This window comes from Aestuariivirga sp., assembly GCF_041738905.1.
Taxonomy (GTDB): Bacteria; Pseudomonadota; Alphaproteobacteria; order Rhizobiales; family Aestuariivirgaceae; genus Aestuariivirga.
Genome location: NZ_JBGSOZ010000125.1, coordinates 1 through 25,681 on the forward strand (window position 1 = coordinate 1; position 25,681 = coordinate 25,681).

At 58.0% G+C, this 25,681-nt stretch carries 31 protein-coding genes and 2 pseudogenes; 10 read left to right on the forward strand and 23 right to left on the reverse strand.

Translation table 11 applies throughout. The features are described from left to right. Positions 1 to 280: 280 nt before the first annotated feature. Positions 281 to 1,363 (reverse strand): amidohydrolase family protein, encoded by a 1,083-nt coding sequence (locus tag ACEW8Q_RS11230; protein WP_373504146.1) that lies wholly within the window; start codon positions 1,361 to 1,363, stop codon positions 281 to 283. Positions 1,364 to 1,465: 102 nt separating this feature from the next. Here ACEW8Q_RS11230 and ACEW8Q_RS11235 point away from each other — a divergent pair, with 102 nt between their 5' ends. Continuing rightward, positions 1,466 to 2,320 carry a LysR family transcriptional regulator gene (locus tag ACEW8Q_RS11235; RefSeq protein WP_373504147.1) on the forward strand — a complete coding sequence of 285 codons (855 nt, stop codon included), beginning with the start codon at positions 1,466 to 1,468 and terminating at the stop codon, positions 2,318 to 2,320. A 27-nt stretch (positions 2,321 to 2,347) separates the two neighbouring features. After that, positions 2,348 to 3,253: a DMT family transporter gene (locus ACEW8Q_RS11240; protein WP_373504148.1), complete on the forward strand. Its 906-nt coding sequence runs from the start codon at positions 2,348 to 2,350 to the stop codon at positions 3,251 to 3,253. On the opposite strand, the gene ACEW8Q_RS11245 is transcribed toward ACEW8Q_RS11240, so the two are convergent. Then, positions 3,231 to 3,821: an HXXEE domain-containing protein gene (locus tag ACEW8Q_RS11245; RefSeq protein ID WP_373504149.1), complete on the reverse strand. Its 591-nt coding sequence runs from the start codon at positions 3,819 to 3,821 to the stop codon at positions 3,231 to 3,233. The genes ACEW8Q_RS11240 and ACEW8Q_RS11245 overlap by 23 nt on opposite strands. 330 nt (positions 3,822 to 4,151) lie before the next feature. Between ACEW8Q_RS11245 and ACEW8Q_RS11250 the strand changes: the two genes are divergently transcribed. After that, positions 4,152 to 5,021, forward strand: coding sequence for a DMT family transporter (locus ACEW8Q_RS11250; RefSeq protein WP_373504150.1), 870 nt, complete (start codon positions 4,152 to 4,154; stop codon positions 5,019 to 5,021). Positions 5,022 to 5,027: 6 nt separating this feature from the next. Here ACEW8Q_RS11250 and gloB read toward each other — a convergent pair whose 3' ends face one another. Continuing rightward, positions 5,028 to 5,801 carry a hydroxyacylglutathione hydrolase gene (gloB, locus tag ACEW8Q_RS11255; RefSeq protein ID WP_373504151.1) on the reverse strand — a complete coding sequence of 258 codons (774 nt, stop codon included), beginning with the start codon at positions 5,799 to 5,801 and terminating at the stop codon, positions 5,028 to 5,030. Positions 5,802 to 5,859: 58 nt separating this feature from the next. Here gloB and ACEW8Q_RS11260 point away from each other — a divergent pair, with 58 nt between their 5' ends. The 4 genes from ACEW8Q_RS11260 (at position 5,860) to ACEW8Q_RS11275 (ending at position 9,510) form a co-directional block, all read left to right on the forward strand. Next, positions 5,860 to 6,606, forward strand: coding sequence for a class I SAM-dependent methyltransferase (locus ACEW8Q_RS11260; protein ID WP_373504152.1), 747 nt, complete (start codon positions 5,860 to 5,862; stop codon positions 6,604 to 6,606). Positions 6,607 to 6,701: 95 nt separating this feature from the next. Continuing rightward, on the forward strand, positions 6,702 to 7,490 hold the full coding sequence (locus ACEW8Q_RS11265) for a chorismate mutase (RefSeq protein ID WP_373504153.1): 789 nt from the start codon (positions 6,702 to 6,704) through the stop codon (positions 7,488 to 7,490). Continuing rightward, complete coding sequence (gene hisC, locus ACEW8Q_RS11270; RefSeq protein WP_373504154.1) at positions 7,487 to 8,590, forward strand: histidinol-phosphate transaminase; 1,104 nt, start codon at positions 7,487 to 7,489, stop codon at positions 8,588 to 8,590. Before ACEW8Q_RS11265 ends, hisC begins: the two co-directional genes overlap by 4 nt. Then, positions 8,587 to 9,510 carry a prephenate/arogenate dehydrogenase family protein gene (locus ACEW8Q_RS11275; protein WP_373504155.1) on the forward strand — a complete coding sequence of 308 codons (924 nt, stop codon included), beginning with the start codon at positions 8,587 to 8,589 and terminating at the stop codon, positions 9,508 to 9,510. The genes hisC and ACEW8Q_RS11275 overlap by 4 nt, the downstream gene beginning before the upstream one ends. On the opposite strand, the gene ACEW8Q_RS11280 is transcribed toward ACEW8Q_RS11275, so the two are convergent. Next, the gene (locus ACEW8Q_RS11280) at positions 9,504 to 10,415 is read right to left on the reverse strand and encodes a DUF2125 domain-containing protein (protein WP_373504156.1); all 912 of its coding nucleotides are present in this window, start codon (positions 10,413 to 10,415) and stop codon (positions 9,504 to 9,506) included. The genes ACEW8Q_RS11275 and ACEW8Q_RS11280 overlap by 7 nt on opposite strands. Positions 10,416 to 10,455: 40 nt before the next feature. Here ACEW8Q_RS11280 and ACEW8Q_RS11285 point away from each other — a divergent pair, with 40 nt between their 5' ends. Continuing rightward, positions 10,456 to 10,998 (forward strand): gamma-glutamylcyclotransferase, encoded by a 543-nt coding sequence (locus tag ACEW8Q_RS11285; protein WP_373504157.1) that lies wholly within the window; start codon positions 10,456 to 10,458, stop codon positions 10,996 to 10,998. Here ACEW8Q_RS11285 and ACEW8Q_RS11290 read toward each other — a convergent pair. From ACEW8Q_RS11290 to ftsE, 5 genes are all read right to left on the reverse strand, one after another. Next, positions 10,974 to 11,393: a hypothetical protein gene (locus ACEW8Q_RS11290; protein ID WP_373504158.1), complete on the reverse strand. Its 420-nt coding sequence runs from the start codon at positions 11,391 to 11,393 to the stop codon at positions 10,974 to 10,976. The two genes, ACEW8Q_RS11285 and ACEW8Q_RS11290, sit on opposite strands and share 25 nt — an antisense overlap. Positions 11,394 to 11,437: 44 nt before the next feature. Further along, positions 11,438 to 13,687: an adenosylcobalamin-dependent ribonucleoside-diphosphate reductase gene (locus ACEW8Q_RS11295; RefSeq protein WP_373504159.1), complete on the reverse strand. Its 2,250-nt coding sequence runs from the start codon at positions 13,685 to 13,687 to the stop codon at positions 11,438 to 11,440. Between the two features lie 66 nt (positions 13,688 to 13,753). Continuing rightward, positions 13,754 to 14,464 carry a lysophospholipid acyltransferase family protein gene (locus ACEW8Q_RS11300; protein WP_373504176.1) on the reverse strand — a complete coding sequence of 237 codons (711 nt, stop codon included), beginning with the start codon at positions 14,462 to 14,464 and terminating at the stop codon, positions 13,754 to 13,756. 5 nt (positions 14,465 to 14,469) lie between these two features. Continuing rightward, positions 14,470 to 15,360 carry a cell division protein FtsX gene (locus tag ACEW8Q_RS11305; RefSeq protein WP_373504160.1) on the reverse strand — a complete coding sequence of 297 codons (891 nt, stop codon included), beginning with the start codon at positions 15,358 to 15,360 and terminating at the stop codon, positions 14,470 to 14,472. After that, positions 15,357 to 16,013 (reverse strand): cell division ATP-binding protein FtsE, encoded by a 657-nt coding sequence (gene ftsE, locus ACEW8Q_RS11310; RefSeq protein ID WP_373504161.1) that lies wholly within the window; start codon positions 16,011 to 16,013, stop codon positions 15,357 to 15,359. Before ftsE ends, ACEW8Q_RS11305 begins: the two co-directional genes overlap by 4 nt. 126 nt (positions 16,014 to 16,139) lie before the next feature. Between ftsE and ACEW8Q_RS11315 the strand changes: the two genes are divergently transcribed. Both ACEW8Q_RS11315 and hpt read left to right on the forward strand, forming a co-directional pair. Beyond that, positions 16,140 to 16,850: a zinc-ribbon domain-containing protein gene (locus ACEW8Q_RS11315; protein ID WP_373504162.1), complete on the forward strand. Its 711-nt coding sequence runs from the start codon at positions 16,140 to 16,142 to the stop codon at positions 16,848 to 16,850. After that, positions 16,847 to 17,422 carry a hypoxanthine phosphoribosyltransferase gene (hpt, locus tag ACEW8Q_RS11320; RefSeq protein ID WP_373504163.1) on the forward strand — a complete coding sequence of 192 codons (576 nt, stop codon included), beginning with the start codon at positions 16,847 to 16,849 and terminating at the stop codon, positions 17,420 to 17,422. Before ACEW8Q_RS11315 ends, hpt begins: the two co-directional genes overlap by 4 nt. A gap of 745 nt (positions 17,423 to 18,167) precedes the next feature. Here hpt and ACEW8Q_RS11325 read toward each other — a convergent pair. The 14 genes and pseudogenes from ACEW8Q_RS11325 to ACEW8Q_RS11390 all read right to left on the reverse strand — a co-directional run. Further along, entirely contained in the window at positions 18,168 to 18,650 is a 483-nt protein-coding gene (locus ACEW8Q_RS11325) for a hypothetical protein (protein ID WP_373504164.1), read from the reverse strand. A 5-nt stretch (positions 18,651 to 18,655) separates the two neighbouring features. Continuing rightward, complete coding sequence (locus ACEW8Q_RS11330) at positions 18,656 to 19,060, reverse strand: hypothetical protein (RefSeq protein ID WP_373504165.1); 405 nt, start codon at positions 19,058 to 19,060, stop codon at positions 18,656 to 18,658. 5 nt (positions 19,061 to 19,065) lie between these two features. Then, positions 19,066 to 19,629 carry a hypothetical protein gene (locus ACEW8Q_RS11335; protein ID WP_373504166.1) on the reverse strand — a complete coding sequence of 188 codons (564 nt, stop codon included), beginning with the start codon at positions 19,627 to 19,629 and terminating at the stop codon, positions 19,066 to 19,068. A 27-nt stretch (positions 19,630 to 19,656) separates the two neighbouring features. After that, on the reverse strand, positions 19,657 to 20,064 hold the full coding sequence (locus tag ACEW8Q_RS11340; protein ID WP_373504167.1) for a hypothetical protein: 408 nt from the start codon (positions 20,062 to 20,064) through the stop codon (positions 19,657 to 19,659). Positions 20,065 to 20,067: 3 nt separating this feature from the next. Continuing rightward, positions 20,068 to 20,823, reverse strand: coding sequence for a flagellar biosynthetic protein FliR (locus ACEW8Q_RS11345; protein ID WP_373504168.1), 756 nt, complete (start codon positions 20,821 to 20,823; stop codon positions 20,068 to 20,070). Next, the gene (gene flhA / locus ACEW8Q_RS11350) at positions 20,820 to 22,910 is read right to left on the reverse strand and encodes a flagellar biosynthesis protein FlhA (RefSeq protein WP_373504169.1); all 2,091 of its coding nucleotides are present in this window, start codon (positions 22,908 to 22,910) and stop codon (positions 20,820 to 20,822) included. The genes ACEW8Q_RS11345 and flhA overlap by 4 nt, the downstream gene beginning before the upstream one ends. Positions 22,911 to 22,975: 65 nt before the next feature. After that, positions 22,976 to 23,242: a flagellar biosynthetic protein FliQ gene (locus ACEW8Q_RS11355; RefSeq protein WP_373504170.1), complete on the reverse strand. Its 267-nt coding sequence runs from the start codon at positions 23,240 to 23,242 to the stop codon at positions 22,976 to 22,978. 1 nt (position 23,243) lies between these two features. Beyond that, positions 23,244 to 23,645 carry a flagellar hook assembly protein FlgD gene (gene flgD, locus ACEW8Q_RS11360; protein ID WP_373504171.1) on the reverse strand — a complete coding sequence of 134 codons (402 nt, stop codon included), beginning with the start codon at positions 23,643 to 23,645 and terminating at the stop codon, positions 23,244 to 23,246. Then, positions 23,645 to 24,049, reverse strand: coding sequence for a flagellar biosynthesis repressor FlbT (gene flbT / locus ACEW8Q_RS11365; RefSeq protein ID WP_373504172.1), 405 nt, complete (start codon positions 24,047 to 24,049; stop codon positions 23,645 to 23,647). The genes flgD and flbT overlap by 1 nt, the downstream gene beginning before the upstream one ends. Position 24,050: 1 nt before the next feature. Next, positions 24,051 to 24,404, reverse strand: coding sequence for a flagellar biosynthesis regulator FlaF (flaF, locus tag ACEW8Q_RS11370; protein ID WP_373504173.1), 354 nt, complete (start codon positions 24,402 to 24,404; stop codon positions 24,051 to 24,053). 34 nt (positions 24,405 to 24,438) lie between these two features. Further along, positions 24,439 to 24,675, reverse strand: coding sequence for a flagellin (locus ACEW8Q_RS11375; protein ID WP_373504174.1), 237 nt, complete (start codon positions 24,673 to 24,675; stop codon positions 24,439 to 24,441). An 11-nt stretch (positions 24,676 to 24,686) separates the two neighbouring features. Further along, positions 24,687 to 24,905 (reverse strand): annotated as a pseudogene (locus ACEW8Q_RS11380) (flagellar basal body protein); the annotation flags it as partial. A 71-nt stretch (positions 24,906 to 24,976) separates the two neighbouring features. Then, positions 24,977 to 25,351: pseudogene (locus ACEW8Q_RS11385) on the reverse strand (transglycosylase SLT domain-containing protein); the annotation flags it as partial. 120 nt (positions 25,352 to 25,471) lie between these two features. Continuing rightward, positions 25,472 to 25,681: VTT domain-containing protein (locus ACEW8Q_RS11390; protein WP_373504175.1), on the reverse strand; the 210-nt coding region annotated here is incomplete at its 5' end.

Genomic DNA, 25,681 nt, shown 5'->3' on the forward strand with positions numbered 1-25,681 from the left:
GGCGCAAAATCACCGTCATTGCCAACCGACATCACAAATGGTGTCCATCATCAGATAGTGGACACGATCATCGCGCCACTCTTCAGACAACTATCTCCAACATCGAAATCAATGCCAGGCGGCCGCTAGCGAAGGGATACACATTCAATATCGCATGAATATCCTCGCCGACGCGGAAGAGGCCGAAAGACATCGTCCTGATCTTCACGATGCGGGGATTGCCGGGAACGACCTCCTCGGCGCGGCAGACAAGATTTTTCTCAGCCATTGATCTTGCTCCTCAAGCCGCCTTCGCCGCGCCGGGGCGCGGGATGCGCTTGTAAACTTCCAGTGCATTGAGGCCGAAGATGTTCGGCTTCCAGTCCGGCGGAAGGTGCAGGGAGTTAATGTCGTCATAGTCCCAATGCGGATAGTCGGACGCGAAGAGCAACGTGTTCTTGCCGTCCATCGCCTCGAGGATCGACGAGAGATGCTGGAGGTTGTCAGGGCGCTCCAGCGGCTGGGTGGAGAAGCGAATGTTGCGACGTGCATATTCGGAGGGGAGCATCTTGAGCCACGGCGTTTCCTTGCGCAGCGCCTTGTAGTCCTGATCGAGCCGCCACAACACACTGGGCACCCAGGCGACACCGCACTCGATGACGACGAAGAAAAGCTCCGGATATTTTTCGAACACGCCATGCGCAATCATGCTCGCCAGATGCGAGATCGCCGGCATGTGAAGGATCGCGTGCGTCTCCCAGAAGAAGGTGGTGGGGGCAGGTGCTATGGCATTCCAGTTCACACCGCCCTGGCCGCCCAGGTGGATGGCTAAGGGCAGGCCGACTTCGGCGCAGGCCTCATAAATCGGATGATAGAAGGGATCGCCATAGGGTTTCACCGAACCGTGCGATGCCAGTACCTGCGCCATCCTGGGGTGTTGCCCCAGCCTGCGGATTTCCTTTGCCGCCTGGTGAGGATCCTGCGGGGCGATGACGATCGAACCCATGAAGCGGCTGTCCTTCGAAAGCCAGTGTTCGATCTGATAATCGTTGTAAGCGCTGACCAGTGCCGACGCGTAATAAGGATTGGCGAGTGTCGAGGCTTCCATGGGCTCATCGCCCGTGAGGATTGCAACGTCGATCTTGTTGGGATCGAGATGCCTTTCCTTCATGATCGCGTAGTTGTCGTCCTCGGTAACGGGCTTCACGTCTTTCCGCGAGAAACCATGCGGATGGAACCAGGGGCGGTGACCATGCGGAAAGGCCCCAACGGGGCCCGTCTTCTCGCCATGAATGAACATGTCCTTCCAGACACCCGAGAGGTAGGGTTCGAGGACGGTGGCACTCGTCCAATAATTGTGACAGTCGCAATCGACGATGAACATCGGTCAGGCTCCAGCTTCGCTGAACCTATGATGCCGCAAAATTGCCAATCGATGAATTGACTTGTATATGGCTTATTGATCGATATTTTCGATTGAATGCAGTTGGACCTGATCGAAACCTTTCTCGACCTTATGGAGTCAAGGAGCTTTCATCTCACCGCCGAACGTCTCGGAATTACACAATCGACGGTGAGCACGCGCATCCGCTCGCTGGAATCCGAACTCGGATCAAAGTTGTTCAGCCGGGGACGTTCCGGCGCCAGCCCGACGGCAGCGGGTAAACGCTTCGAGGAACATGCTCGGTCGATCAAAGCGAGCTGGGGCCTCGCCCGGCAGGAACTCGGAGCGCTGGACCGGCACGATGGCGCGCTGCGGATCGCCTGCACTGTAAGCCTTGCGGATAGCCTGCTCCCCGATTGGATGGATGATCTGCTGGACGAGATGCCCAAGCTCGCCCTGCACGTGGAGGCCGACTACTCACCCCAGATGATCGATGACATCGCCTTCGGCAATCTTGATCTGGGTCTTCTCTATGCGCCCCGCTACCTGCCTGAAATCCAGTTCGAGCTTGTCCTGAAACAACAGTTTGTCCTGGTTTCCAGCACCGCCCGGCAAATCTCGGATATTGACCTCTCCACCTATGTGCGAGCGGGCTACACGCCATCGCTCGAGAAGGCGCACTCCGAACTGCTGCCCGCGCTGTCGCGGCCCCGGCTTTCGGTTGGCCTCGACATGATCGCAATGGCACGGTTGCGCCGGCACGGCGGATCAGCCTATGTGCCGCGGCATGCGTTGGACGATCTGCTCGCCAGCGGATTGCAGCCTGTCGTGGATGCACCAGCCATCGAACAGCCGGTCTATCTCGCGATGCATATCAGGCGGCGATTCAATACGGCAGTGAGAACTGCAGCGAAGTCATTGCGGGCGCTGATCGCCACCGGCAAATACGGTAGCTGACGTAACGCGAATCAGTCTGGAACGGGAATGGGCGAAGGCAGGCCGGGATTTGGCACGGGAATAATCTACGTGCTCGTGGCGACCTTCGGGTGGAGCCTCGCGGGCGTGTTCGTGCGGTTTCTTCCAGGTCTCGATGGTTGGCAGATCAACTGCTGGCGCGGGTTCTGGATGTCGGTCTTCCTGCTGGTCTATCTCGTGGCGATCTATGGCCGCGGCACGGTGGACAAGTTCAAGGAAATTCCCTTACCAGCCCTTCTTGCAACGGCGATCTTCTTCACAGGCGGCTCCACGCTCTACGTCACCTCGCTCACACTCGTCGGCACCGCGACCGTCTCGGTCATCGGCGCGCTTTCGCCGATCTTCGCTGGCGTTCTGAGCCCCTATTTCAACAATGAGCGGCCTTCGCTTGCCTCGTGGCTTGCTGCCTTCATGGCATTGGGCGGCGTTGGCATCATCGCCTGGGATGGCTTCAGCGCGGGGAACATGATCGGCATTCTGGTCGCCCTTCTCGTTCCCATGTCCTTTGCAGGTCAGACCGTGACGCTCCGCCGCTATCGCGCCTTCGACATGGTCCCGGCGATCTGCGTCGGCGGTTTCATCACCTTCATACTCGCGGGCCTGATGGGCTATGCCGCAGGCGACCATGCGGGCGGCGGTTTTGAGGTTCCGCTTGGAAGTGTGCTCCTGCTGGCACTGATGGGTCCGCTGCAGCTTTCCATTCCGCTGATCTTCTATGCCAAGGGTGCCAAAGCCGTTCCCGCCGTGACGCTCGCACTTGTCTCCATGCTGGACGTTGTGCTCAACCCGCTATGGACTTGGATCGGCGTTGGCGAGACCCCCGGACGTGCCGACTTCATTGGCGGTTCCGTCATCATTGGAGCCGTCCTCATTTCGATTTTCGGCGGGCGCTTCACTTTGCGGCAGCGGGTCTGACGCTGCGCAATTGACGGGCGTGATGCAAGACCGTCACTACAATCATCACATGCACCAGCAAGGCCACGCACAGCGCGAAAACCGTCTGTTGCATCGTTCCGGCTATCGCATAAAGCGTGGCGAGGCCCAGTGGCAGGAACAGGAAGATGCTGGTCAGAAGGCCGGGATTGTATTCGCGGCGCTTGATGGCATTGGCAAGGTGCGTGACTGCATTGATGATCACCAGGTAGGGCGCCATGAGGCCCCAACCCGGCGCAACCAGCCAAGCGGCGTAGAGCGCTACCAGCGTCAGTCCCCAGACACAGGGAATATTGATCCACAACACCGCATCGGTGGTAAGGGCTTCGACACCTCCGAAAACCTTCTGATTCACGTAGGTGCGGAAGCGGTCTCTCCCATGTTCTTCCACCTGATGAAGCATATAGATCGGCGCATGCAGGAAGATGAGCAGGAGAGCGGGTGGCCAGGCATTCATCAGCATCGGCAGGATGGCCAGCAGGCACAGAGCCATGAACAGTGCACCGGCAACCCATCGGGCTGCCAGCCAGTCTCGGATGGATTCGGTCATGTGAATATCCCTCGTTGCTGCAGTCGGTCCGGCTCGTGTGCATCCTTTGTGGCAGATTCTACTTTCGATTGACTTAAATCGGCCTTGCCAGAGCTTGTCATCCTTTGCACATGCTTCAGCCAGCGCTCCATCAGCTTGAACCAATCCGCCATGAGAGCAGCATCTCCAACCACCGCAAGCGTCGGGCGGTCCTCAAGACGATGCAATGGGTGGTCGATTCTCGCTTGCTGCTGCGCGGGGACTTCCCCCAACGATCGATTTTATCGCTCTGGCCTTTCGTCGCGGCACGGGGCTAAGAACCAGCCAGAATTTCTCAGCATGGAAACTCAAATGTCGGCGCGCCGGGCAACACTCAACGGATTCACAGCCGTACTCATGTGGGCGGTACTCGCACTTGTCACGGCCGCCTCTGGCCAAGTGCCGCCATTTCAGCTTGCCGCCATGACTTTCTTCATCGGTGGCCTGTTGGGCGCTGTCACATGGCCGTTCCGCCCGGGGGCCATTGGTGCGCTGGTGCAGGACTGGCGCGTCTGGGTGCTCGGCGTGGTAGGGTTGTTTGGCTATCACTTTGTCTATTTCTCTGCCATCCGGTCTGCGCCTACCGTAGAGGTCAGCCTCATTGCCTATCTCTGGCCGCTCTTCCTCGTGCTGTTCTCGGCCTTCCTGCCGGGTGAAAGACTGAAATCCCACCATCTGGCCGGCGTGATGCTTGGGCTCGCGGGCGCGGTTCTTGTCATCACGAAGGGGGCGGCCCAAGGCTTTCAGGATGGTTTCAAATCCGGCCACGCACTTGCATTTGCCTGCGCGTTGATCTGGGCAGGATACTCCGTCCTGTCGCGCCGGTTCGGCAAGGTTCCGACCGACGTCGTCACCGGGTTCTGCCTCGCGACGGTAGTTCTCTCCCTGATCTGTCACGTGCTTTTCGAGGAAACGGTATGGCCTGAGAGCACCAGAGAATGGCTGGCGGTCCTCGGGATGGGCCTCTTGCCAGTTGGGGCCGCCTTCTACACCTGGGACTACGGCGTGAAGCATGGCTATATCATGGTGCTTGGTGCGTCGTCCTATGCGTCGCCCGTGCTCTCCACCCTTGTCCTTGCCGGCACGGGATTTGCCACATTGCACTGGTCCGTGGTCGTGGCCTGCCTTCTGATCACCGTCGGCGCAATGATCGCGGCGAAGGATATGCTCTTTTCCGTATAAGACCAACTATTTGAAGCTGTCCTTGCGGCGTCGCAATTCTGCGAAGACGTCTGCGTCTGTCGCCGTCTCCATGTTCAGGTTGCGACGGATTTCGGGGCTGTCCGTGCGCAGGAAGGGATTGGCTTTCAACTCTTCGCCGATGGTTGAAGGGCACGTCATCTTTCCCTCCCGGCGGAGCGTGGCGACAATGCTTGCGCGCTGTTGCAGCATGCGGTTCATCGGTTCGATCGAGAGCGCAAAACGTGCATTGGCTTCGGTATATTCATGGCCGCAGTAAAGGTATGTGGACGGTGACAGTGTCTTGAACTGCGTGACCGAGTGATACATCTGTTCGAGGGTGCCCTCGAATACGCGGCCGCAGCCGAGTGAAAACAGGGTGTCTCCGGCAAAAACCGAATATTCGGACGGGATGTGATAGGCAATATGTCCCAGGGTATGGCCGAGGCAGGCGAGAACCTTCACCTCACGGCCGGCCCATGTAAAAGCCTCGCCGCCAGATACTTTGGTCCTGATTCCGGGTATCCGGTCTGCCTCGGCCCTTGGTCCGATGATGACACAGCTGAACTGATTCTTCAGCGCCGCATTTCCCTCGACATGATCGCCATGGTGGTGCGTGGAGAAGATATGCGTCAGTTGCCAGCCCCGTTTCCTGAGCTGCTTCTCGATTTCCACAGCATCCGGCGCGTCGATCGACGCTGTGGCACCACTCTTGTGATCATGGACCAGCAGTCCGTAGTTGTCCGACCTGCAGATGAACTGGTGCATTTCAAGATGTGCCATGGACGCTCGCTGTCTTTCCGGGTGATCTGTTTACCGCCGTTGGATATGCTGGGCCTTAATGGATATCGTCGATTTACGCGAGTTCTATGGCAGCCGGCTGGGCCAGGCGACCAGAAGGTCTTTGGCCGGCCGGCTGAAACCCGGACTATCCGGGCTGGCCGGAGCCAAGGTCATGGGCCTTGGCTATGCCATGCCCTACCTGACGGACTGCCTCCCGCACGCCGAAGCACAGATCGCCTTCATGCTGGCCCGCCAGGGTGTTTTCCGCTGGCCCGAAGATGGTGCCGTCCAATCCGCGCTGGTGGATGAATGCGATCTTCCCTTGCTGGAGAGTGTGGTTGACGTGGCGCTTGTCGTGCACGCGCTCGAACTCACGGATGCTCCACAGGAAATGCTCAAGGAAATCTGGCGGGTCCTGGCCCCGCAGGGACGGCTGGTGCTTGTGGTACCCAACCGCAGGGGTGTCTGGGCCAGATTTGACAGCTCGCCATTCGGCTATGGCCAACCCTATTCGAGGCCTCAACTCTCAACACTGCTGCGTGAAAGCCAATTCTCCGTCACCTCATGGCATCACGCACTCTACTTTCCACCGTCTACGCGTGGTGCGATCTTGTCCGCCGCAACGGCCGTCGAGAGTATAGGATCGCGGCTGATGCCGGCCCTTTCCGGCGTGATCATCGTTGAAGCGGTAAAGCAGGTCTATGCCGTGGCTGCCGGAAAACGAGCCCGGCGATTGGCCTCCCCGCGCCAGCGGCCTGCCCTCGCTCCTGCCACATCACGCCGTGAAGGGCCTGCCGATCCATAGGATATGTTTGCATTTCCGCTCGTGGCGCCTATGAATAGCGCCGCTCCGGCGAAGCCGTTCACGGCCGGGGCATGCACAACGAGCTTGCCTGTTCCATGACCGTTCTCAAGCAGGATACAAACCTGGACGACATCAGGCGCGAAATCGACGCCATTGACGATGCGATACTCTATCTGCTGATCCGGCGGTTTGCCGCGACTGCAAAGGTACGGGCCACCAAGTCAACGGATGGTACTCTGGCAACATCACCCTTGAGGCCTGCCCGCGAAGCGACGATGCTGCGAAGGCTCATGGACAAGGGAGGCAATCAGCTCCCGCCGCAACTTCTGGTGCGTCTTTGGCGCGTCATCCTTTCCGCATCCACGCAATCGCAGGCTCCCATCACGGTTCACGTCCCCAGGGCGGTCGCCGAAACGATCGACCTGCGCCTCGGTATCGCAGAGCATTTCAACGGCATGCGGGTCGAACCCCATGACAGCATCGAGGCTGCCTTTCGGGCGCTTGCCGAAAACCGGGGTGATCTTGCAGTCGTGGCCACAGATACTCGCTGGGCCGACGTGTTTGCCGCGTCAGCCGATGAGGGTCTTCGACTTGTCAGCTGCCTGCCGGCCGCCGGAAACACGACCGTTCCGGAACTGCTTGTCTTTGGCCATGCGGAGCCCCAGCCCAGTGGAGATGATGAAACCATCTTCCTGACCCGGTCTCCGGTCGATCTCGCCGGTACTGGCCGTCCCATCTGGCAGGTTCACTCGGGCGGCTGGTGGGTGACAAGCCGACCCGGTTTTCTCACAGCAGATCGACCTTCCGCCGATGCCGCTTCTCGGCCTGATCCGGATATCCGCGTGGCAGGCCGCTATCCCAGACCCATCGAGGTGCTTTCATGACAATCGTCTCCGACATCCTCCGTCCGCAGCCCAAGGCCGGAATTCTGGATATTTCAGCCTATGTGCCGGGCAAGAGCGGCGCAAAGGGAGCCAAGGTCCACAAGCTCTCGTCCAACGAATCCCCCATCGGTGCCAGCCCTCGGGCGGTCGATGCGTATCGTGCGGCGGCAGGCACACTCGAACTCTATCCCGATGGATCGGCCTCCAAACTCCGGCAGGCCATCGCCAGCCGGTATGGGCTGTTGGCGGAGAACATCGTTTGCGGGGCTGGCTCGGACGAGCTTCTTCAGCTTCTTGCGCATGCCTATCTCTCACCGGGCGACGAGGCCATCTATAGCCAGTATGGCTTTCTGGTCTATCCGATCGCCATCCAGTCCAATGGCGCGACGCCCATTGTCGCGCCCGAGAAGGACTATCTCGCGGATGTCGACGCCATACTGGCAAGGGTCACCGACCGGACCCGCATGGTGTTTCTTGCAAACCCGAACAATCCGACCGGCCGCTACCTGCCGTTCAGCGAAGTGAAGCGGCTGCATGCCGGGCTTCCGCGGAATGTCATGCTGGTGCTGGATGCGGCCTACGCCGAGTATGTCCGGAAGAACGATTACGAAGCCGGGATAGAACTTGTCGCCACCTTCGACAATGTCGTGATGACGCGGACATTCTCCAAGATCCATGGATTGGCGGCACTTCGATTGGGATGGGCCTACTGCCCAGCCCACATTGCCGATGTCCTCAATCGAGTGCGCGGACCGTTCAATGTGAGTGCTCCGGCGATTGCCGCGGGAGCCGCCGCAATCGCCGACCAGGAATTCGTGGAGCGTGCCATCGCGCACAACGACATCTGGCTTCCCTGGCTTGTCCGCGAACTCGAAACGCTTGGCCTCGATGTCACCCCCACAGTCGGCAATTTCCTGCTCGTACATTTTCCGGCGGACAAGGAACACAATGCACATGCTGCTGACGCGTATCTCCAGGAGAACGGATTCGTACTCCGCCGCATGGACAGCTATGGCCTGCCGGGAGCGCTTCGCCTGACAGTCGGAACAGAGGAGGCTAACCGGGGTCTCATCGATAGTCTGCGGACCTTCCTGAAATGACCGAAAACTTTGAACGTGTTGCGTTGATCGGCCTCGGCCTGATCGGTTCCTCGCTCGCGCACGCCATTCGGCAACGCAAGATCGCCGGGCACATCTCTGGGTATGCCCGCAGCGAAGCCACGCGGCGAAAGGCTGCAGAACTGAAACTTGCGGACAGCATCCACCAGAGCGCAGCCGATGCCGTGCGCGATGCCGATCTTGTCATCCTGTGCTCGCCGGTTGGGACCTATGGCGCATTGGCACAGGGGATTGCTCCGGCGTTGAAGCCGGGCGCCATCCTGACGGATGTGGGCTCTGTCAAAGCGGCAGTCGTGCGCGACGTGCTTCCGCATCTGCCGCAAGGCGTATCTTTCATTCCAGGCCATCCCATCGCCGGTACCGAGCAGTCGGGACCCGAATCAGGCTTTGCGGAATTGTTCATCAACCGTTGGTGCATCCTGACGCCTCTGCCAGATGCCGATCCCAGCGCGGTGGAGAAACTTGTGAAGTTCTGGCAGGACTGCGGTTCCAACGTCGAGATCATGACGCCCGAGCATCACGATCTCGTGCTGGCCATCACCAGCCATCTGCCGCATCTGATCGCCTACAACATCGTCTCGACCGCGGCCGACCTCGAAGAGGTGACGGATTCCGAAGTCATCAAGTATTCCGCCGGCGGATTCCGTGACTTCACCCGTATTGCCGCATCAGATCCCACCATGTGGCGTGACGTGTTCCTCAACAACAAAGAGGCCGTGCTCGAAATGCTTGGCCGCTTCTCGGAAGATCTCTCCGCGTTGCAACGCGCCATTCGCTGGGGAGACGGGGACATGCTGTTCAACCTCTTCAGCCGCTCGAGAGAAATCCGAAGGAGCATCATTGCCGCGGGACAGGATACGGCGGCCCCAAATTTCGGCCGTGGTGTGCCGAAGACTCAGTAGAATGGCGGAACGTCGTAGACCTTGAATGGGCCCACAAAGAGTTGTCCATCCCTGGAGATCACGTCTGCCTTCGCCTCGTTGCCCAGGAGGCCCAGAACGGTCCGAAGGCCGGCCCCCTGCTGATCCGTCAGCGAGAGATGGGGGCCCAGGATTCCGAGGAGTCCATTGAGGTCGTTGGTTTCTGTCGCAATCGTTCCGGCCACGCGATGTTCAGCGTCCAGTGACAGGCTGCCGCTTCCCCAATACCTGATGGTGCCTTGCCTGAACTCGAACCTTTCGACTGCCAGCGACGGATCGGGAAGCAGGGTGCCCGTCAAGTCGGCCTGATCTAGCACCAACTCGGGTCTGTCCGGCCTCCGATAGATCCCTCCCGTCAAGGACGCCGCGACATCCGTGGCATTACCAGGTGCAGGCCGCGTGTGGATCAAGGTCTGCTCCACCGACAGGAGATCGGGTATGGCCAGTTTCGGTATCTCGGCCGAAAGGCGAGGCTTCCAGTCCTGGTCGAGGGTCACCGCCGCCATGATGCGCCCATGGGTGGCGGTCACCGGCACGATGCCCTTCCCGGCCAGGGTCGTCGGGCCGTCGAGCAAGGCCACGACTTGCCATGGCGCATAAGCCAGCGCCACCAGCAGCAAATCCCCTGATCTGGCGTCTGCCAGGGTTTGCCGCGTGAGGACCGGGGAAGAACAACGCCACTCAAAGTGAAACGGATAGCCGCCCCAGGACTCTTCGGAACAATCCAGCGTGAGGCCATCGTTGGCAAATCTGCTCCGTTCTGACGCCATCCTGTCCTTGACCATTCCAAGCGCCACAAACCAGTAGACGGTCCAGATCGCCGCAAGACAGAGAACGGCGATCAGCGGCAGCAGAATTGTCCACGGACGGGTCGCAGGATTCGTCATTTGAACAGGCTTCTCGATGTGGGCTAATAGTTCCCCGACCATGCCGCAGTTCTGGATTTTTGGCTACGGATCGCTCATGTGGCGGCCAGGCTTCGATTTCATCCGTAGTGAGCCCGCCCTGGTGCGCGGCTATCACCGGCGGCTCTGTGTCTATTCCTTTGTCCATCGTGGAACACCCGCGCGGCCGGGTCTGGTGTTGGGGCTCGATCGTGGTGGGTCGTGCCATGGCATGGGATTCGAGATTGCCCAAGGCCGTTGGGAAGAGACCATCGCGTATCTCCGCGCCAGGGAACAGGTGACCTCGGTCTACCTCGAAAGGCGCAAATCCATGTTGCTCGTCGAGAGCGGCGCTACCGTGGAAGCAGTGACCTATGTGGCAGACAGAAAACACCAGCAATATGCCGGTGCTCTGGCAGACGGCGCACTGCTAGACCACGTGGTCAACGGGCATGGTACGTCGGGCCGCTGTATCGACTACGTCATGAACACGGTCGGTCATCTGCGTGACATGAAAATACACGACCCAACTCTCGAGCGCCTGGCCCGCCAGCTTGATTATCACGCAGCGAGCAAAAGAAGCTGAACAGGCTTCCCGCCCTCATGTGGTTTGGGAGGAGCGACCAGCTCAGGTTCAAGCGCCAGCAGAAGGTCCCTCATCACACGCTCGGCACACTCATTGTCCTGAGCCAGCAGGTGAACGTGGATCTCGTCAGCGGCGATGTTCCTGAAGAAATCACCGCATCCACTCCGCGGTGCATTCTCACCCCACACGGGAATGCGGCCGACCGAAATGGCTCTCCGCGTGGCATCCACCTTCTGAATGGCAACAAAGACCGCGCCTGCCACGGGAGGACATGACTCCCGTGAATAGATCGAGTGAATATAGGATTGGCCCGAAACGCCGCGCCAGTACCAGAAGCGTTCACCGAAACCAAGATCCTCGGGGAGACTTGCAGAGATGGGGAAGCCATGTATCATAAGAACAAAACTAGAACATATTTGGTCTCATGTCAATCTATCCTCTAGCTACACTTCGAGTATCCACAGGAGAGGCAGGTCGCGCATCCCTCCTGAAACACGAGCGCCTGTTCACCACAACGCGGACAACCCGACCGGCGCGAGCCCCGATCCTGACTGGCCAAAGACGCATTTGAAGATTCGGGAGACAGGAAACCGATCTCGATCATGTGCTTCTCGATGACGCCGCCAATCGCTGCAAGGAGACTCGGAACGTAACGCCCCCTCATCCACTGCCCGCCACGCGGATCAAAGACGGCCTTGAGCTCCTCGACCACGAACGACACATCGCCGCCGCGCCTGAACACCGCCGAGATCATCCGTGTCAGCGCTACCGTCCACGCATAATGTTCCATGTTCTTGGAATTGATGAAAATCTCGAAGGGACGCCGCTGGCCGTTCTGAACGATGTCGTTGATGGTGATATAGATTGCATGATCGCTCTCGGGCCACTTGAGCTTGTAGGAAAACCCTGGGAGGGCCTCGTCGCGGGCCATCGGGAGGCGGTCCTCAAGAACGGCCTTCGGATCTCCATCGCCCACGCCCGATGACAGCACCGATCCCGTTATCGCGTTCGGCCTGAAGGTCGTACAACCCTTCAGGCCAAGATCGAAGGCCTTCTCATAGACTGTCTTGAAGTCCTCGAAGGATATCGAAACAGGGACGTTGATAGTTTTTGAAATCGAACTGTCGACGTGTCTCTGCAGAGCGGCCTGCATCACGAGATGAGCCTCAGGTGTCAGGGTTTCCGCCGTCACAACAGCCTCGGGCAAGGGTGCGTCGTCACCATGCATCTCCCACCACAGGGAAGCGGCAAAGTCGGTGACCTTCTCGATCCTGTGCGTTCCATCTGCTTGCAGAAGCTTTCGCTCGTAACGCAAGCTGAATATCGGCTCGACACCGCTGGACACATTGCCTGCCAGCAGCGATATCGTGCCCGTCGGCGCAATGGAGGTGAGAAGGCCATTCCTGATGCCATTCTCCAAAATCGCATCCCGTACGTCCGGATCGAGACGCGACGCATGACCTTGAACACCATAGGCCTTCGCATCGAACAAAGGGAAAGCGCCACGCTCTTGGGCCAGACCGACACTTGCGAGATAGGCTGCCCGCTCGATCAAGGCCATCCAACTTCCCGCCGCCGCCGCAGCCTCTTTGGTCCCATAGATCAGGCCACACATCGCCAAAGCGTCGGCAAGTCCTGTCACACCGAGCCCGATCCGCCGCTTCGCGAAGGCTTCTTCACGTTGCTGGGGCAGGGGATAGTTCGACACGTCGATGACATTGTCCATGAAATGGACAGCGGTCGCCACCACAGATGCCAGCCCGTCCCCATCCAGCGTGGCCTTGGCCGTGAAAGGCTGGCTGACGAACCGGGTGAGGTTCACCGATCCGAGCAGGCATGCACCATAGGGCGGAAGAGGCTGCTCGCCACAGGGGTTGGTACAGAAGATCGACTCGCAATATCCGAGATTGTTCTCCGCATTCACCCGGTCGATGAAGATGACGCCGGGCTCGGCATAATCGTAGGTCGATCGCATGATTTGACCCCACAGCTTTGCCGCCGGCACCACCTGATAGGTGCGGCCTTCAAAAACCAGAGGCCAATCCTCACCAGCCCTCACAGCGGCCATGAACCGATCTGTCACCAGCACGGACAGATTGAAGTTCCGCAGGCGCGACGATGTCTGCTTGGCGGAGATGAAAGCTTCAATATCAGGATGGTCGCATCGCATGGTGCCCATCATGGCGCCTCGGCGGGTTCCAGCCGACATGATGGTTCTACACATCGCATCCCAGACGTCCATGAAGCTGATGGGACCCGACGCATCAGCACCCACACCCCTCACGGGTGAGCCATGCGGACGCAGCGTTGAAAAGTCATGACCGATTCCGCCGCCCTGCTGCATGGTCAGCGCGGCTTCCTTCAGCTGGGTGAATATCCCGTCCAGCGAATCGGGAATCCGGCCCATCACGAAGCAGTTGAACAGCGTCACCTGTCGGCCGGTGCCCGCTCCAGCGAGGATCCTCCCCGCCGGAAGGAAGCGATAGTCTTTCAGGATGCCATAGAATGCATCGGTCCAGCGCCCCTGATCGGCCCCAGCCTCAACTGAAGCGACAGCACGGGCCACCCTCCGCCAGCTGTCCTCGATCGACAGATCCGGCTGACTGCCGTCCTCTGGCTTAAAGCGATACTTCATCTCCCAGATTTCCTGGGAGACGGGGTCGAGAGCAGTCTTCCGAAGAATGTCCATGATCGAACTCTCTGAACTGAAGTAGAATCCTAACGCCTTACCCCTCCCGAGTCGAGAGATTGTTCTCTATTTGTCCCTTGCCTCCGCCACCAGCCGCCGCGTCTCGTCCTCTATCGCCACCTCAAGGCGGGACTGAAAAACCTTACGGTTCAAACCCGGAGGAATGGGATCCAGAAACGAGATCACGATTGTGCCCGGCCGCCTCAGGAATTGCCGTCTGGGCCAGAACACTCCGGAGTTCAGCGCAAAAGGAACACAGGCAACTCCGAGCTTGCCATAGACCGCCGCCGCTCCCGGCTTGTAGTCCGGGGGGTCGTCGGGTCCCCTTCGCGTCCCCTCCGGCATGATCACAACTTGCCGCCCCGCAGCGATCTCAACCTCCGCCCGCGCAATCATCGACCTCAGGGCCTGAGTCCCGGCCGAGCGCTCAACGGGGATCATCCGGAACTTGTAGATGAACCATCCGAAGAAGGGGATGTATGTGAGCTCCTTCTTCAAAACCATTGCAGGATCGTCCAGCAATGGCAGGATGGCAAAGGTCTCCCAGAAGGACTGGTGCTTGCCCGCTACCAGACAGGCACCCTTGGGTATCCGGTCGTGGCCCCGCACCTCCATCCGTACACCTGCGATCACCCACAGCCAGAAGATCGAAGAGCGCGCCCACGCCTGAAGCGCCCTGATCGACCATTTGCGGGGCGTGAAAAAGAACCACGACCCAAGAACCAAGAATAGGGCGAGGTTCACATAGAAGATGACATTGAAGAGCGCGGAGCGCATGTAGATCACGTCGTCACACCCAGCCGCCGCATGAGGGTGATTCTGGATGTGATCAGGCAGATCAGGGTTGCGGCCACCGGGACGGCAATGAGTGCCCCGTAGCTCCACACCGCAATATCCGGAGGCGCAAAGAGCAGGCCCCTGCTCGCAGCGGCAAACCCGCCACCGCCGTCACTGCCGGCAAGACCCAGCAAGAGGAAGGTCAGAATTCCCATCGCCACACCGATGAAGCCTGAGAGCAGGCCCGTACGCACGAACCGGCCGTCGATCTGCCGGGCGATATAGCTGTCTCTGGCACCCACGAGATGCAGGAGGTCCACGATATGACGATTGGCCTGAAGTACTGCACGGGTGGCGAAGACGACGATAGCCACGGCCGACAACGATATGAGTGCCAGAATCGCATAGGATAGCAATGAAAGCGCCCGCGCCATGCGAGTCAATTCAGCTTCCCACTTGCGATGTGTGTCCAGCCTGACGCCCTTTAGCCCTCCCAGAGCCTTCTCCAACTCAGCAAGGTCCGGCGGTGATGCGGTGTCGGCCACGACGCGGATAAGACGTGGAACCGGCAATCCCTCCAGCGAGCGCGTCCCCAACCAGGGTTCCAGAAGCTTCGCCCCAGCCTGGTCATCCAGCACATCCACCTGGGCGATGCCGGCAAAGCCTGAAAGAATGGACCTGGCCTTCTCCACTTCCTCGACTACATCCGCCCCGCGGACATGCCTGATCTGGACTGTCATCTCGCGTGCAAGCCCGCTTGTCCAGGTCGTTACGGCACGATCCACCAGGATCAACGCACCGATCGCCAGGCAGGCAAGATAGCTCATCACCGCCATCGTCACGGTCAGCGACCGGAGTGAAGCCATGTTCGAGGGTATGATCGCACCAGGCTTCATTGCAGACTCATCATCCCTTCCTCAAGATGAAGGACCGGACGGTCAGCCTGCCGGACAAGGCCACGATCATGTGTCGCAATCAGCATGGTTGTGCCAAGACGGTTCAATTCCAGAAAAAGATGAAGCAGGCGCTTCGCCAGCACGGGATCGACATTTCCCGTTGGTTCGTCAGCAAGCAGGAGTTGCGGCTTTGCGATCACGGCCCGCGCGATGGCGGCGCGCTGCTTTTCACCGCCCGATAGTATGGGTGGATACGACCGCGCTTTGTCCGCAAGCCCGACCCAGTCCAGCAAATCCATCACGTCCCGCCGGTAACTCGACTCCACTTTGCCTGCCACCCTCAACGGGAGGGCAACATTGTCGAAGGTAGACAGGTGATCGAGAAGGCGGAACTCCTGAAACACAACCCCAATGCGCCGCCGGATGGGTGGCAGCTTGTCGTGCCGCAGACTCCCGATGTTCTCGCCAAAGATATGCAGCGATCCCCGCGTTGGCCGCAGGGCCAGGAACAGGAGCTTGAGCAACGACGACTTCCCGGCACCCGACGGACCCGTCAAAAAGTAAAAATCGCCCGGCCTTATGGCAAAGCTCACATCCTTCAAAATCTCCGGGCCTTCACCATAGCGGAGGCCTACGTTTTCAAGCCGTAGCACCAGACGATCCCCTCCTTGTCGACCCTCTTTAAACCATCACGATCTTTAACGAGCCATTAACCCTAACGGCGATTTAATGCCGTCAGCATCAAGGCGCATCCGATCGCGCCAACATCAAAAGAACGCATGATCATCCGCTGCCCCTCCTGCTCGACGAAGTTTGACCTTCCGGCATCGCGATTCGATGCCGATGGAACCATGATCAAATGTTCCGCCTGCGGACATGACTGGATCGAAGGCCGAGCGATAGAAATATCCCGGGACATTCAGTCTTCTACGCCTGCACTGATCGAATCCGGATTTGAACCCGACTTCGAAATACGCCGTCTCGTTGACGCTACCCGCGAAGCTCAAGAATGCTTCGCGGTAAAGCGAAAGGTACGCCGCATCATGACCGCGGCGTGGTTCGGCCTTGCGATGTTTGCCTGTACTCCAGCCGTCTATGCGGTGACGTTCCCCGAGCAGGTTGTAAAGGCCGCACCCATTACCGCAACAATTTACGAATGGATGGGCCAAAGGGTCAACATCTATGGCCTTGAAATCCGCAAAGTCGAGATGCAGCATCTCCTTGTCGAGGGCAAAAGGGTCATTTCAATCAAAGGTGAAATCGCCAATGTTTCAGGCGGTTCCCGCAAGATACCGTGGCTGCGCTTCGGGCTGACGGACAACGGCCACGCCGAAGTCTACAACTGGAATCTCGACACCAACGCCAGACCACTCAGTCCGGGTGAGAATACCAACTTCGTGACCAGGATAGCCTCCCCCCCCGAAACGGCGAGCAATCTCGAAATTCGATTTGCCCGAGCTGATGAAATCGGCTCAAGTAGCAAGCCATGAGCGAAATTCTTATCGACGGTCACAGGATCGGGGTGCTGTTTTCCGAAGAGTTGATTGCGGAGCGGGTGAAGGCCATAGCGGCTGCCATCGCCGGCCGCAAACCCACCAACCTGCTCGTCGTTCCGATCCTCAAGGGAAGTTTTGTCTTCGCGGCCGACTTGATCCGCGCGATGCATCATGCGGGACTTTCGCCCGAAGTGGATTTCATGATTCTCTCGAGTTATCGGAAGTCCACGAAATCATCTGGACAGGTCACGGTACTGAGGGACATCGAAACCGATGTCAAAGGGCGCGACGTGTTGCTGATTGACGACATTCTCGAATCGGGACGAACGCTCGCTTTCGCCAAGGACCTTCTTGCCGCCAGGGGTGCAAAGGCTACTCACACGGCAGTACTGCTCTACAAGCCTGGACATCTGGCGGCGCATATCAAGGCTGATTTTCAGGGCTTCCTCTGCCCCGACAAGTTCGTCGTGGGCTATGGCATGGACATGGCACATCAGTTCCGAGAACTGCCCTTCGTCGGCCACGTCATCAGGCAGGAAGAATCAGCCAATACCGGTTCCAACTAGAAATCCTGAAGTTGCCACGAGCGCTCCAAGCATGAATCCGATGATTACCGCGACAAAATAGTCTCCGGAACTGCTCTCGACCCGCTCCATCCTGACTTGAAGAGCTGTCCGCACGGCGAACTCCTCGAGATCCTCACGTGGCAAGCACCTGACGACTTCATAACTTCGCTCGATCATGTTGCGATCCTGTCCATGTTGGAAAGGGATCAGCAAACTCCATGCCACAAATCACTACGGCCGCAGATCTAGGGGAAGCTTTCCGTACTACTTCCAAGGTGTGTGCCAACGACGGAAGAACAAACCCCAGCCAAGGGATTGACCGGTTCTCCCGGATTTCATCTGTTTCATCTGGTTCCCATCACTGTCAATCGCGGAGTCACGGTCCCCCTTCCCAGCATAGAACGCTTCAGGAAAGAGCGATGTTGAAGGCCGATCGCAATAGACAAAACGTGATTCTGTCCGACCTGTGCCGTCCGATCCATTTACTCCAAATGCAACCCCTGCCGTCCCCAGTCGGCATCTCAGGTCGGAATGGAGTTCATGGACCGGTGCATGGATCTCCTCCTGCTCCATGGACACACGATCCAGATATGCCGCAACAAGCAGCGGATCATGGGCGACGCGCATCAGGTCTGCACCTGACAGGTCCATGTTTCTTCTGCTCACCTGTGTCCGAACGATCTCCGCCAGAACCTTGCGCTCGCCCTCAGGCTCCCGTGCCCTACTTTCATGGGAGATCCCAATTTTAGTGGTTCTCATTCCCGCCCCCGATCCAGTTCGTCCGGATGTCCTCGCGGCGCACGAAGTTGAGTTGCTGGATGAGGACTTGGCGAACAAGATTGTAACCAAGCCTCCTGTTCGCCTCGTCTGCAATGGCGGCCGTGAGTGAATCCAGGTCGGTACCGCGCATTCTCCGAAAGTCGATATCGCTGCGCGCAAAGATCACTCTGAATGTAGCATCCGTGAGGTAGGGTGCGGGTTCCAGCTTCGCTTCAGCCAGCAACCGGCGTTCTGCTGCAAATGAAAGCTGTATGATAAGATACCCGATGATCTCTCCACCCCGGATCAACGGTACGCTGGTCATCTCCGACTTCAACTCCTCTACCCCGAGATTCTCGACATCTACAACATCAGAGTTCCCGGAGACGCGATAGAGATTGGCTGCGCCCAGCGTCGCTCCAGCCGTAACGAGAATCACCCAAACACCGAGCAAGACAATCTTCAGCAACTAGATTACCTTCGTTTGGACATTCCGCATCGTCCATAGGTACCGTCTGAGTCGGATTCACGCATACAGCCGACGATGATGTCGCTTACTTCTCCAACCGCGCTGATGTGAAGTTTCAGCAGCTTTGCGTTAAGTCTGAGGGCTGACGACAGACGTTCGAAGAGGAGCCTGCAGGTCCTTGCGCTCGCTTCCAGGGATTCTGTATGCTGTGCTGCGATCAATTCGCGCAAAGCATGATTCTTCCGGTCCACAAAGCTGGCATGCGAAGAAATCCGGTGCTGGCGCAGCAGATCGTTCTCTTCATCGATTATTTCGATCAGCTTCGACACCGATGATTGAATGGATGAAGCAGATGCAACAACCCTGTCACCTTGCAAACGACCAGATACTGACTCTTTGAGATTGCTCATCCCAACTAGCCTGCGAATCCAACAATCTTTCCGACACTGAAGTAGGGCCACTGGCTATCTGGTGCAGGACCGCCGCTCCCGCCCTTCCTCCCAATCAAGTTGCCAAATCCAATACCGCCGGCTTCAGCGTGAACCGCAGCCAGCTGGTCTGCGGCAAGTGAACGCCAGATGTCTGCGCCGGGCCCCTCACCATAAGTTGCCGAGGACGAGTCCGGCATCATCGATTCATAAAGGTTTCGGAGCACCATTCGCTCGAACGCCTCGTTGACCGATGATCCAGGAGCGGCCTCCGCAACACCAGAACCAGATTGCTCGCCGCCAAGAGATTCCAACCTGTTCCAGGCCAATGAAGCAATGTCGGGCGTTGCCGCAGCAAGAACCGACTCTATCAGGTCAGCCGTTCGGAAATGCGACGCAAGACCATCCATCTGTTCCACAGCCTTGGCGAAATCAGATCCCGCCTGACCCGTATCTGCAGCAGAAAGTCTTGCCGACGCGGCGCGAGTCTTGACTGGATCGGCGTTGCGCATAACATCGACGATGAAATCAGACGGCAGTGTCAAGCCCATTCCAAGGTTCCTCTTGCGTCGTTCTTGTCAATCAAGCATGGGCAACTTGCGGCAAGCTGTAACAAGACTTACAGAAATGACTTCGAGTGATTCCTCATGATCGCGCTTCCGCTCCAGACTGCCGTTCAGACGCTTCGCCTGTGTGACACATGACTTCTCCCTGCTTCGAACAGCCAGAAGGCGTACGCGCAGCCGTGCAATTTCATCGTTTGCGATCAACAAGTCAGCCTCTTGCCTGGCAATCTTGTGGAGCAGGCCCGAATGCGAAGCGAGTCCCACCCAGAAAGATGACTGCGCCATCTCAGTCAACTTCCGCAGATTTACCTCGACAAGTTGCCGCGTCCGCTCGCGCGCTGCCAGTTCCACCCCGATAGCAGAGGCAAGCGTGTCAGAAGCCGTTGCCAGCCGCTGCATTCTTTCGTACTGCCGCTTCATCGTTCACCTCCTTGTCAGCCACGAATCATAGGACTCCAGGAACAGCACGAACCATTCCTGCCACAAGAGGTAGATCAGCAGGAAGCCACCGAGCATCACCGCACCCGTGGTTGCATGATAGACCGAAATGTGTGGCGCAAACCGATTACCCATTCCAATCGCAATGTTCACGATGACGCCGTATGCCAGGAAGGGCGCTGCAAGACGAAGCGCAAGTGCAGACGTATCCGTCAGCACATCAACGAAGCTTGTCAGGAGAACTCGGATAGGAACAGTTGAGTCGAGACGGATGACATCATAGGAGTCAATCACGGCGCGCAACATTTCGATTTCCAGACCGAGCAGCAGTATCAGCATCACAGCAGTCGAAGAGGCCAGCGTGGCGAGTATTGAGCCCTGCTCGGCCTCGTCCAGTGGAACGCCGGGAATGCCGGAGAGACCGACGAGGCTGGATGCCGCAGTTGCGGCCATCTGTAACGCCAGAAGATATAGCCTCCCCATCAAGCCGATCATTGCACCGATGACGGTTTCAGTGACAATGAGAACTGGCTGGATCTCAAGTGGAATTGCCGTCAGTTCACGCGCTATGGTTTGGTGAAGCAGTGGTGCGATAGCGGCTGTCATACCTACAGCGATCAGAAGGCGAGCGTTCACTGGCACGCGTGCGCTGGAGAGACCCGGTGCAAAGAGAACGCAACCACCGATCCGGCAAAATATCAGAAAGATGACGAAAGCAGACTGTGACGCCTCGGAGTTCATGAAATCGACGCGACAACTTCGATCCGGATACCTCGCGAGATCTCGATATGAGACAGCACAGGCAGGTTTGGATAGAGCCGATCAACAATCATGCGTACGTAGGGTCGCGCCTCTGGTGCCGTCACAAGTGCGAATTGTCCGCCATCATCAAGGAAGGTCCGAACCGCCTTGTGCAATTCCGATGCGAATTGTTCAATCAGCCGGGGATCTATATCGAACTCGATGACGTCTCCCTTTCCATCGCGCTTCAGGCTTTGCATGAACGATATGTCCCAGCGATTTCCAAGGCGGACAATTCGAAGCACTCCGTCCTGTCCAAGATCGCCGCATATCTGCTGCGCCAACCGCAGTCTTACGTGCTCAACAATGGCTTCCGGCTTTCGGACGTGGGGAGCAACCTCGGCAATCGCCTCCAGAATGAGGTGAAGATTGCGGATGGATACCCGCTCAGCGAGGAGAAGCTTCAGTATGGCCTGGAATCCCGAGAATGACAGCAGTGAGGGGCAGGTCTCATCGAGAAGCCGCTTGTACTCAGGGTCCAGGCGATTGGTCAGAGACCGGAGATCCTTATAGGACATGAGGTTGCCGAGGTTGTTCCGGATCACTTCCGACAGATGTGTGAGCATCACCGACATCGGATCGACTGGCACGTACCCTGCTGCGCGCAACTCTCCAGCGAAGACATCCGGATACCAGACGGCCTCCATGCCGAACGCCGGCTCTCTCACGTCGTCGCCTGGCAATTCCGGCTTGTCCCTTCCACCCAGAACGATGAGAATTTCACCCAGCCGCAGCTCAAATGCGGCGGCCGACGTTCCATGGATATGGATGCTGTAACTTCGCGGCGGAATCATCAAGTCGTCACTCAGCCGGATTTCGGGAATGACGAAACCATACTCCTGAGCAAAGCGCCTCCGCATTTTTGCAACGCGGTGTGCCAGTTCGCCATGGACCACAAGCATCGCTCCCGAAATCTGCCGCCCGAGCCGCAACTCAATCTCGGACGTCCGCAGCAGTTCCTTGACCGAGTTGCGGTCCTCCTCCTGCCGCTTGACTTCCTCGCGCTGTGTTTGCTCCACAGCAGACCGCACTGCTTCGGCGTTCCGGCGAACAATCGCGATAGCACCTCCGGCAATCACGGACGCGAGAAGAGCAAAGGGGAAGAATGGCAATCCCGGCATGAGAGCCATGATGGCGAGCAGCATCGAAGCCACCCAAAGAGCGCGGGGATATCCTCCAAGCTGCAGGAAGATTGTTTCCTGAGCCGCACCCTTGTTCCCTCCCTTGGACACGAGCAGGCCAGCTGCAAGTGAAACGATCAAGGCGGGTATCTGAGTGACCAAGCCATCGCCCACCGAGAGCTTGGTATAGACATCCGCCGACTCGGAAAAATTCAACCCATGGCGGAAAACACCTATGATTATGCCGCCGATTATGTTCACCGCCGTGATAATGATTCCTGCGATGGCATCGCCCCGGACAAACTTCGAAGCCCCATCCATGGAGCCGAAGAAGGAACTTTCCTGTTCGAGTTCAGAGCGCCTCAAGCGCGCACTGCTATCGTCGATCAGACCCGCCGACAGATCTGCATCGATTGCCATTTGCTTCCCCGGAATTGCGTCCAGCGTAAACCGTGCGCCTACCTCCGCGATTCGGGATGCGCCCTTGGTGATCACCATGAAGTTGATGGTGATGAGAATCACAAAGACGATCACGCCAATGACGAAGTCGTTTCCCATCACCAGCCTAGAGAAACCGCCCACAATGTGACCTGCCGCTGTGGGACCTTCGTGTCCGTGTGAAAGGATCAGCCGAGTCGTCGCGACATTCAGTGAGAGGCGCAGCATCGTGGCGATCAGGAGAACAGTGGGAAAGGCAGAGAAATCCAATGGCCGCTGAATCCACAGTGCTACCAGAAGGATGACAACTGATAGCGAGATGGATAGCGCCAGGCCGATGTCCAGAAGAAGTGCCGGCACTGGCAGGAACAGGACAATGAGAATGGCAACAATCCCCATTGCAAAGGCGATGTCGCGATTCCCCCCTGACGACCCAGGCAATATATCCGTTCGTGATACGTCAGTCATGTGACTTGACTTTCAAGCGCCCGGATCGGCCGACGGCTAAGGCTGCATGTTCGCCAAAGCAGGTTTCAGAAGCCCGTCGCGATCCGTCCATAAACCTGCTCCGTAAAAGCCATGAGCTGAGAAGCCGCAAGTGGAGCAAACAGGAGCAGAGCTCCGAATACTGCGAGAATCTTTGGAACAAAGGTAAGTGTTGCTTCCTGGACCTGGGTGAGCGCCTGCATCATCGCGATGACGATACCGACCAGTGTGGCCGCCCCAACGGCAGGGCCGGAACCTACAATGACGGCCCATATCGCATCCTGAACCACTTTCAGTGCATCGGCTTCGTTCATCTCAACTCACCTTGTAGCCGGTGGAGGTATCGAGGCGCGATCCATCCCTCAGCACTGCAAACACTTCCATCCCAACCACCTCGACACTCACCACCTGTCCGCTGACTGTACCGTTCAGATTGGAAACGGTCCGCCCGATCAGCGCCGAGGCCTGCGCAGCGCCCGATGTCGAGAGGAGCGATTCAAGCTTCTCGTTCAACTTGATGGACTGCTCGACATTCGAGAATGATGCCAGCTGGGAGAGCGTCTGAGCCGGATCATTGGGCTGTGTCGGATCCTGGTTCTGCATTGTTGCAACCAGGAGTTTCAGGAACGAATCATAGTCCAGGTCGGCCTTCGCCGAGTCCGAATTCGCCGTTCCTCCGGGGAGAGACTGAGCAGTTGTCCTCTGATTGACGATCATCAGGCAGCCTCCCCGCCATGCAGAGCAGGAACTGGTGTTTCACTCTCCAACAAGAAACAGCTCCTCAGATTTTTCAGCGCGTCAAAGTAACGTCCTTCCAAGACCTGCTTGTCTGCAACATCAAGTTGGCTCTTGATACTCTGGCAACCTATGGCTTGATGTATACGATGGGAAAGATGTTTGTAGAGTTCAACTGTCAAGCTCGCATTGCCAGGGTCCATTAGCATCGACTGCGCCACGAAATAGAGCTGCCTGACCGGTGTGCTGGCGTGTTCTGCCTGCATGACGTGGTTCTCGAGCAGGAATGTCACGTCATTCAGGAACTCGAGCGATGTTCGCCGATCCACGCGGAGCACGGCGCCATTCAGATAGAGTTTCTCGCCGCGCTTCAGATGGATAATCATTCTAGATCCTTCCCAGACCGTTGCTGACGGACTCTGACACCTGTATCAGCGCCGAGAAGTCGTCGGATTTTCCCTGGCGAATTTCTTCGGCGCGCCTGAGAACCCAGATTCCGATCGAGATGAGACTGGATCGGAGCGCGTCCGGAAGTCCGTTGTCGTCATCCGCCAGGTCCTCAAGCAGAAGTGACCAGAGTCTGTTCACGAAAAAAAGTGCGTCCACGCACTCCCGCGACTCAGTACCCTTTGCCTGTGCCTTTCTCAGGAGTGCAATGGAACGCGTGAACGCAAGGCGTTCATTTTCCCGGGCAAGTTCGGTTGTATCCTCGGCAATTGCCTGATACCTCGATTGATGCATGCAATTTCCTATCCTGGCGTCAGCGTGTAATGTCTCAAATGTAGGAAAGCAGACTCATCCTGCTGAGGCGCCCGGTCACCGCGTAGGTCGCTTCCAGCTGGGTCATCAACAGATTGACCCGCGTCGCGGCCTCGTAGGGATCGACGGTTTCAAGTGCATTGATTGCCTCAGTGATGCTGGCGGTCTGGATCTCATAGGCATCTCGCGCAGTCCTGAGACGTTGTTGCCCCGCTCCGATGCGGGATTGTTCCTTGCCAATGTCCAGCTGCACTTCCGCCAAAGGCTCCCTTGCGTAGCGATATGACTGCGAATGTCGGTTGATACCGAACCAGACTCATAGTCTTCGACGCATGTTGCAATCAGGAGGCTGGAGAATTCGCAAGTAGCGCTCTTATAGCCTGTTGTGTTCACGTTTGCGACGTTCTCAGCAACGGTCGAAAGACGTTCGGCCTGGGCGTTCATTCCGGAGACCCCGGTGCGCATTATTCCATAGAGACTCATGACGGCGGCTCTCGCATTGCTGTTGTCAAAGTATCAGTTCATCAGCTTGCGCAAGCCTGAACAGTGTCTACTCAACGGCAGAACTTCCGAGCTGGCGGCGTCCAGTTTCCGAAACCAGTGGCCACGAGATTGCGGATGACCGCGCAGATATAGCGCTTCTGTGCCGGATTGTTCTTGGGCCCGGCATGATATCGCGCCACGGCCATCGTCCAGCTTCCCTCGCGCTGCCGGAGTTTGTTCAGAAACTGCGCCGCGTATGTCACGTTCCTTGCCGGGTCGAACATCTCAGTAGGGGAACCGAATTCACTGCCATGATAGTGATGATTGATCTGCATGCACCCGAGATCGATGAGCTTCTTGCCATCTTTGCGGGCACCTTCGAATTCCGCCAGCGCCTCCTTCAAGGAATCCGCGAAGACGGTCTTGCCCTCGATGTTGAGCGCGTAGCCAGAGCTCGCTCTCCAGTGTTGTCGCAAAATCCGCAATCTGGCTCTTCAAGATGAAGATCAGGAGCGCCGTCACAAGCACAAGCTTGACTGCTGATTTGGCGAACTCGATGAAGCGTTTCAGGGCCGAGCGTCACTGTCAGCAGCACATCCGACTTTCCGACTTCGAGCTGGAGTTCTGCGTTCTTGCCTTGCCCCCAAGCGTTCACGCACCCAATCGCGCAACAGATAGCGCGAGGCCAGAAACGCCAGTGTCGCGCCGATGGTCGAGGCGAAGGAGACGATCAAAAGGCCTTGCCAGAACCCGAAGAGCGCCCCGGCGGCAAGCGT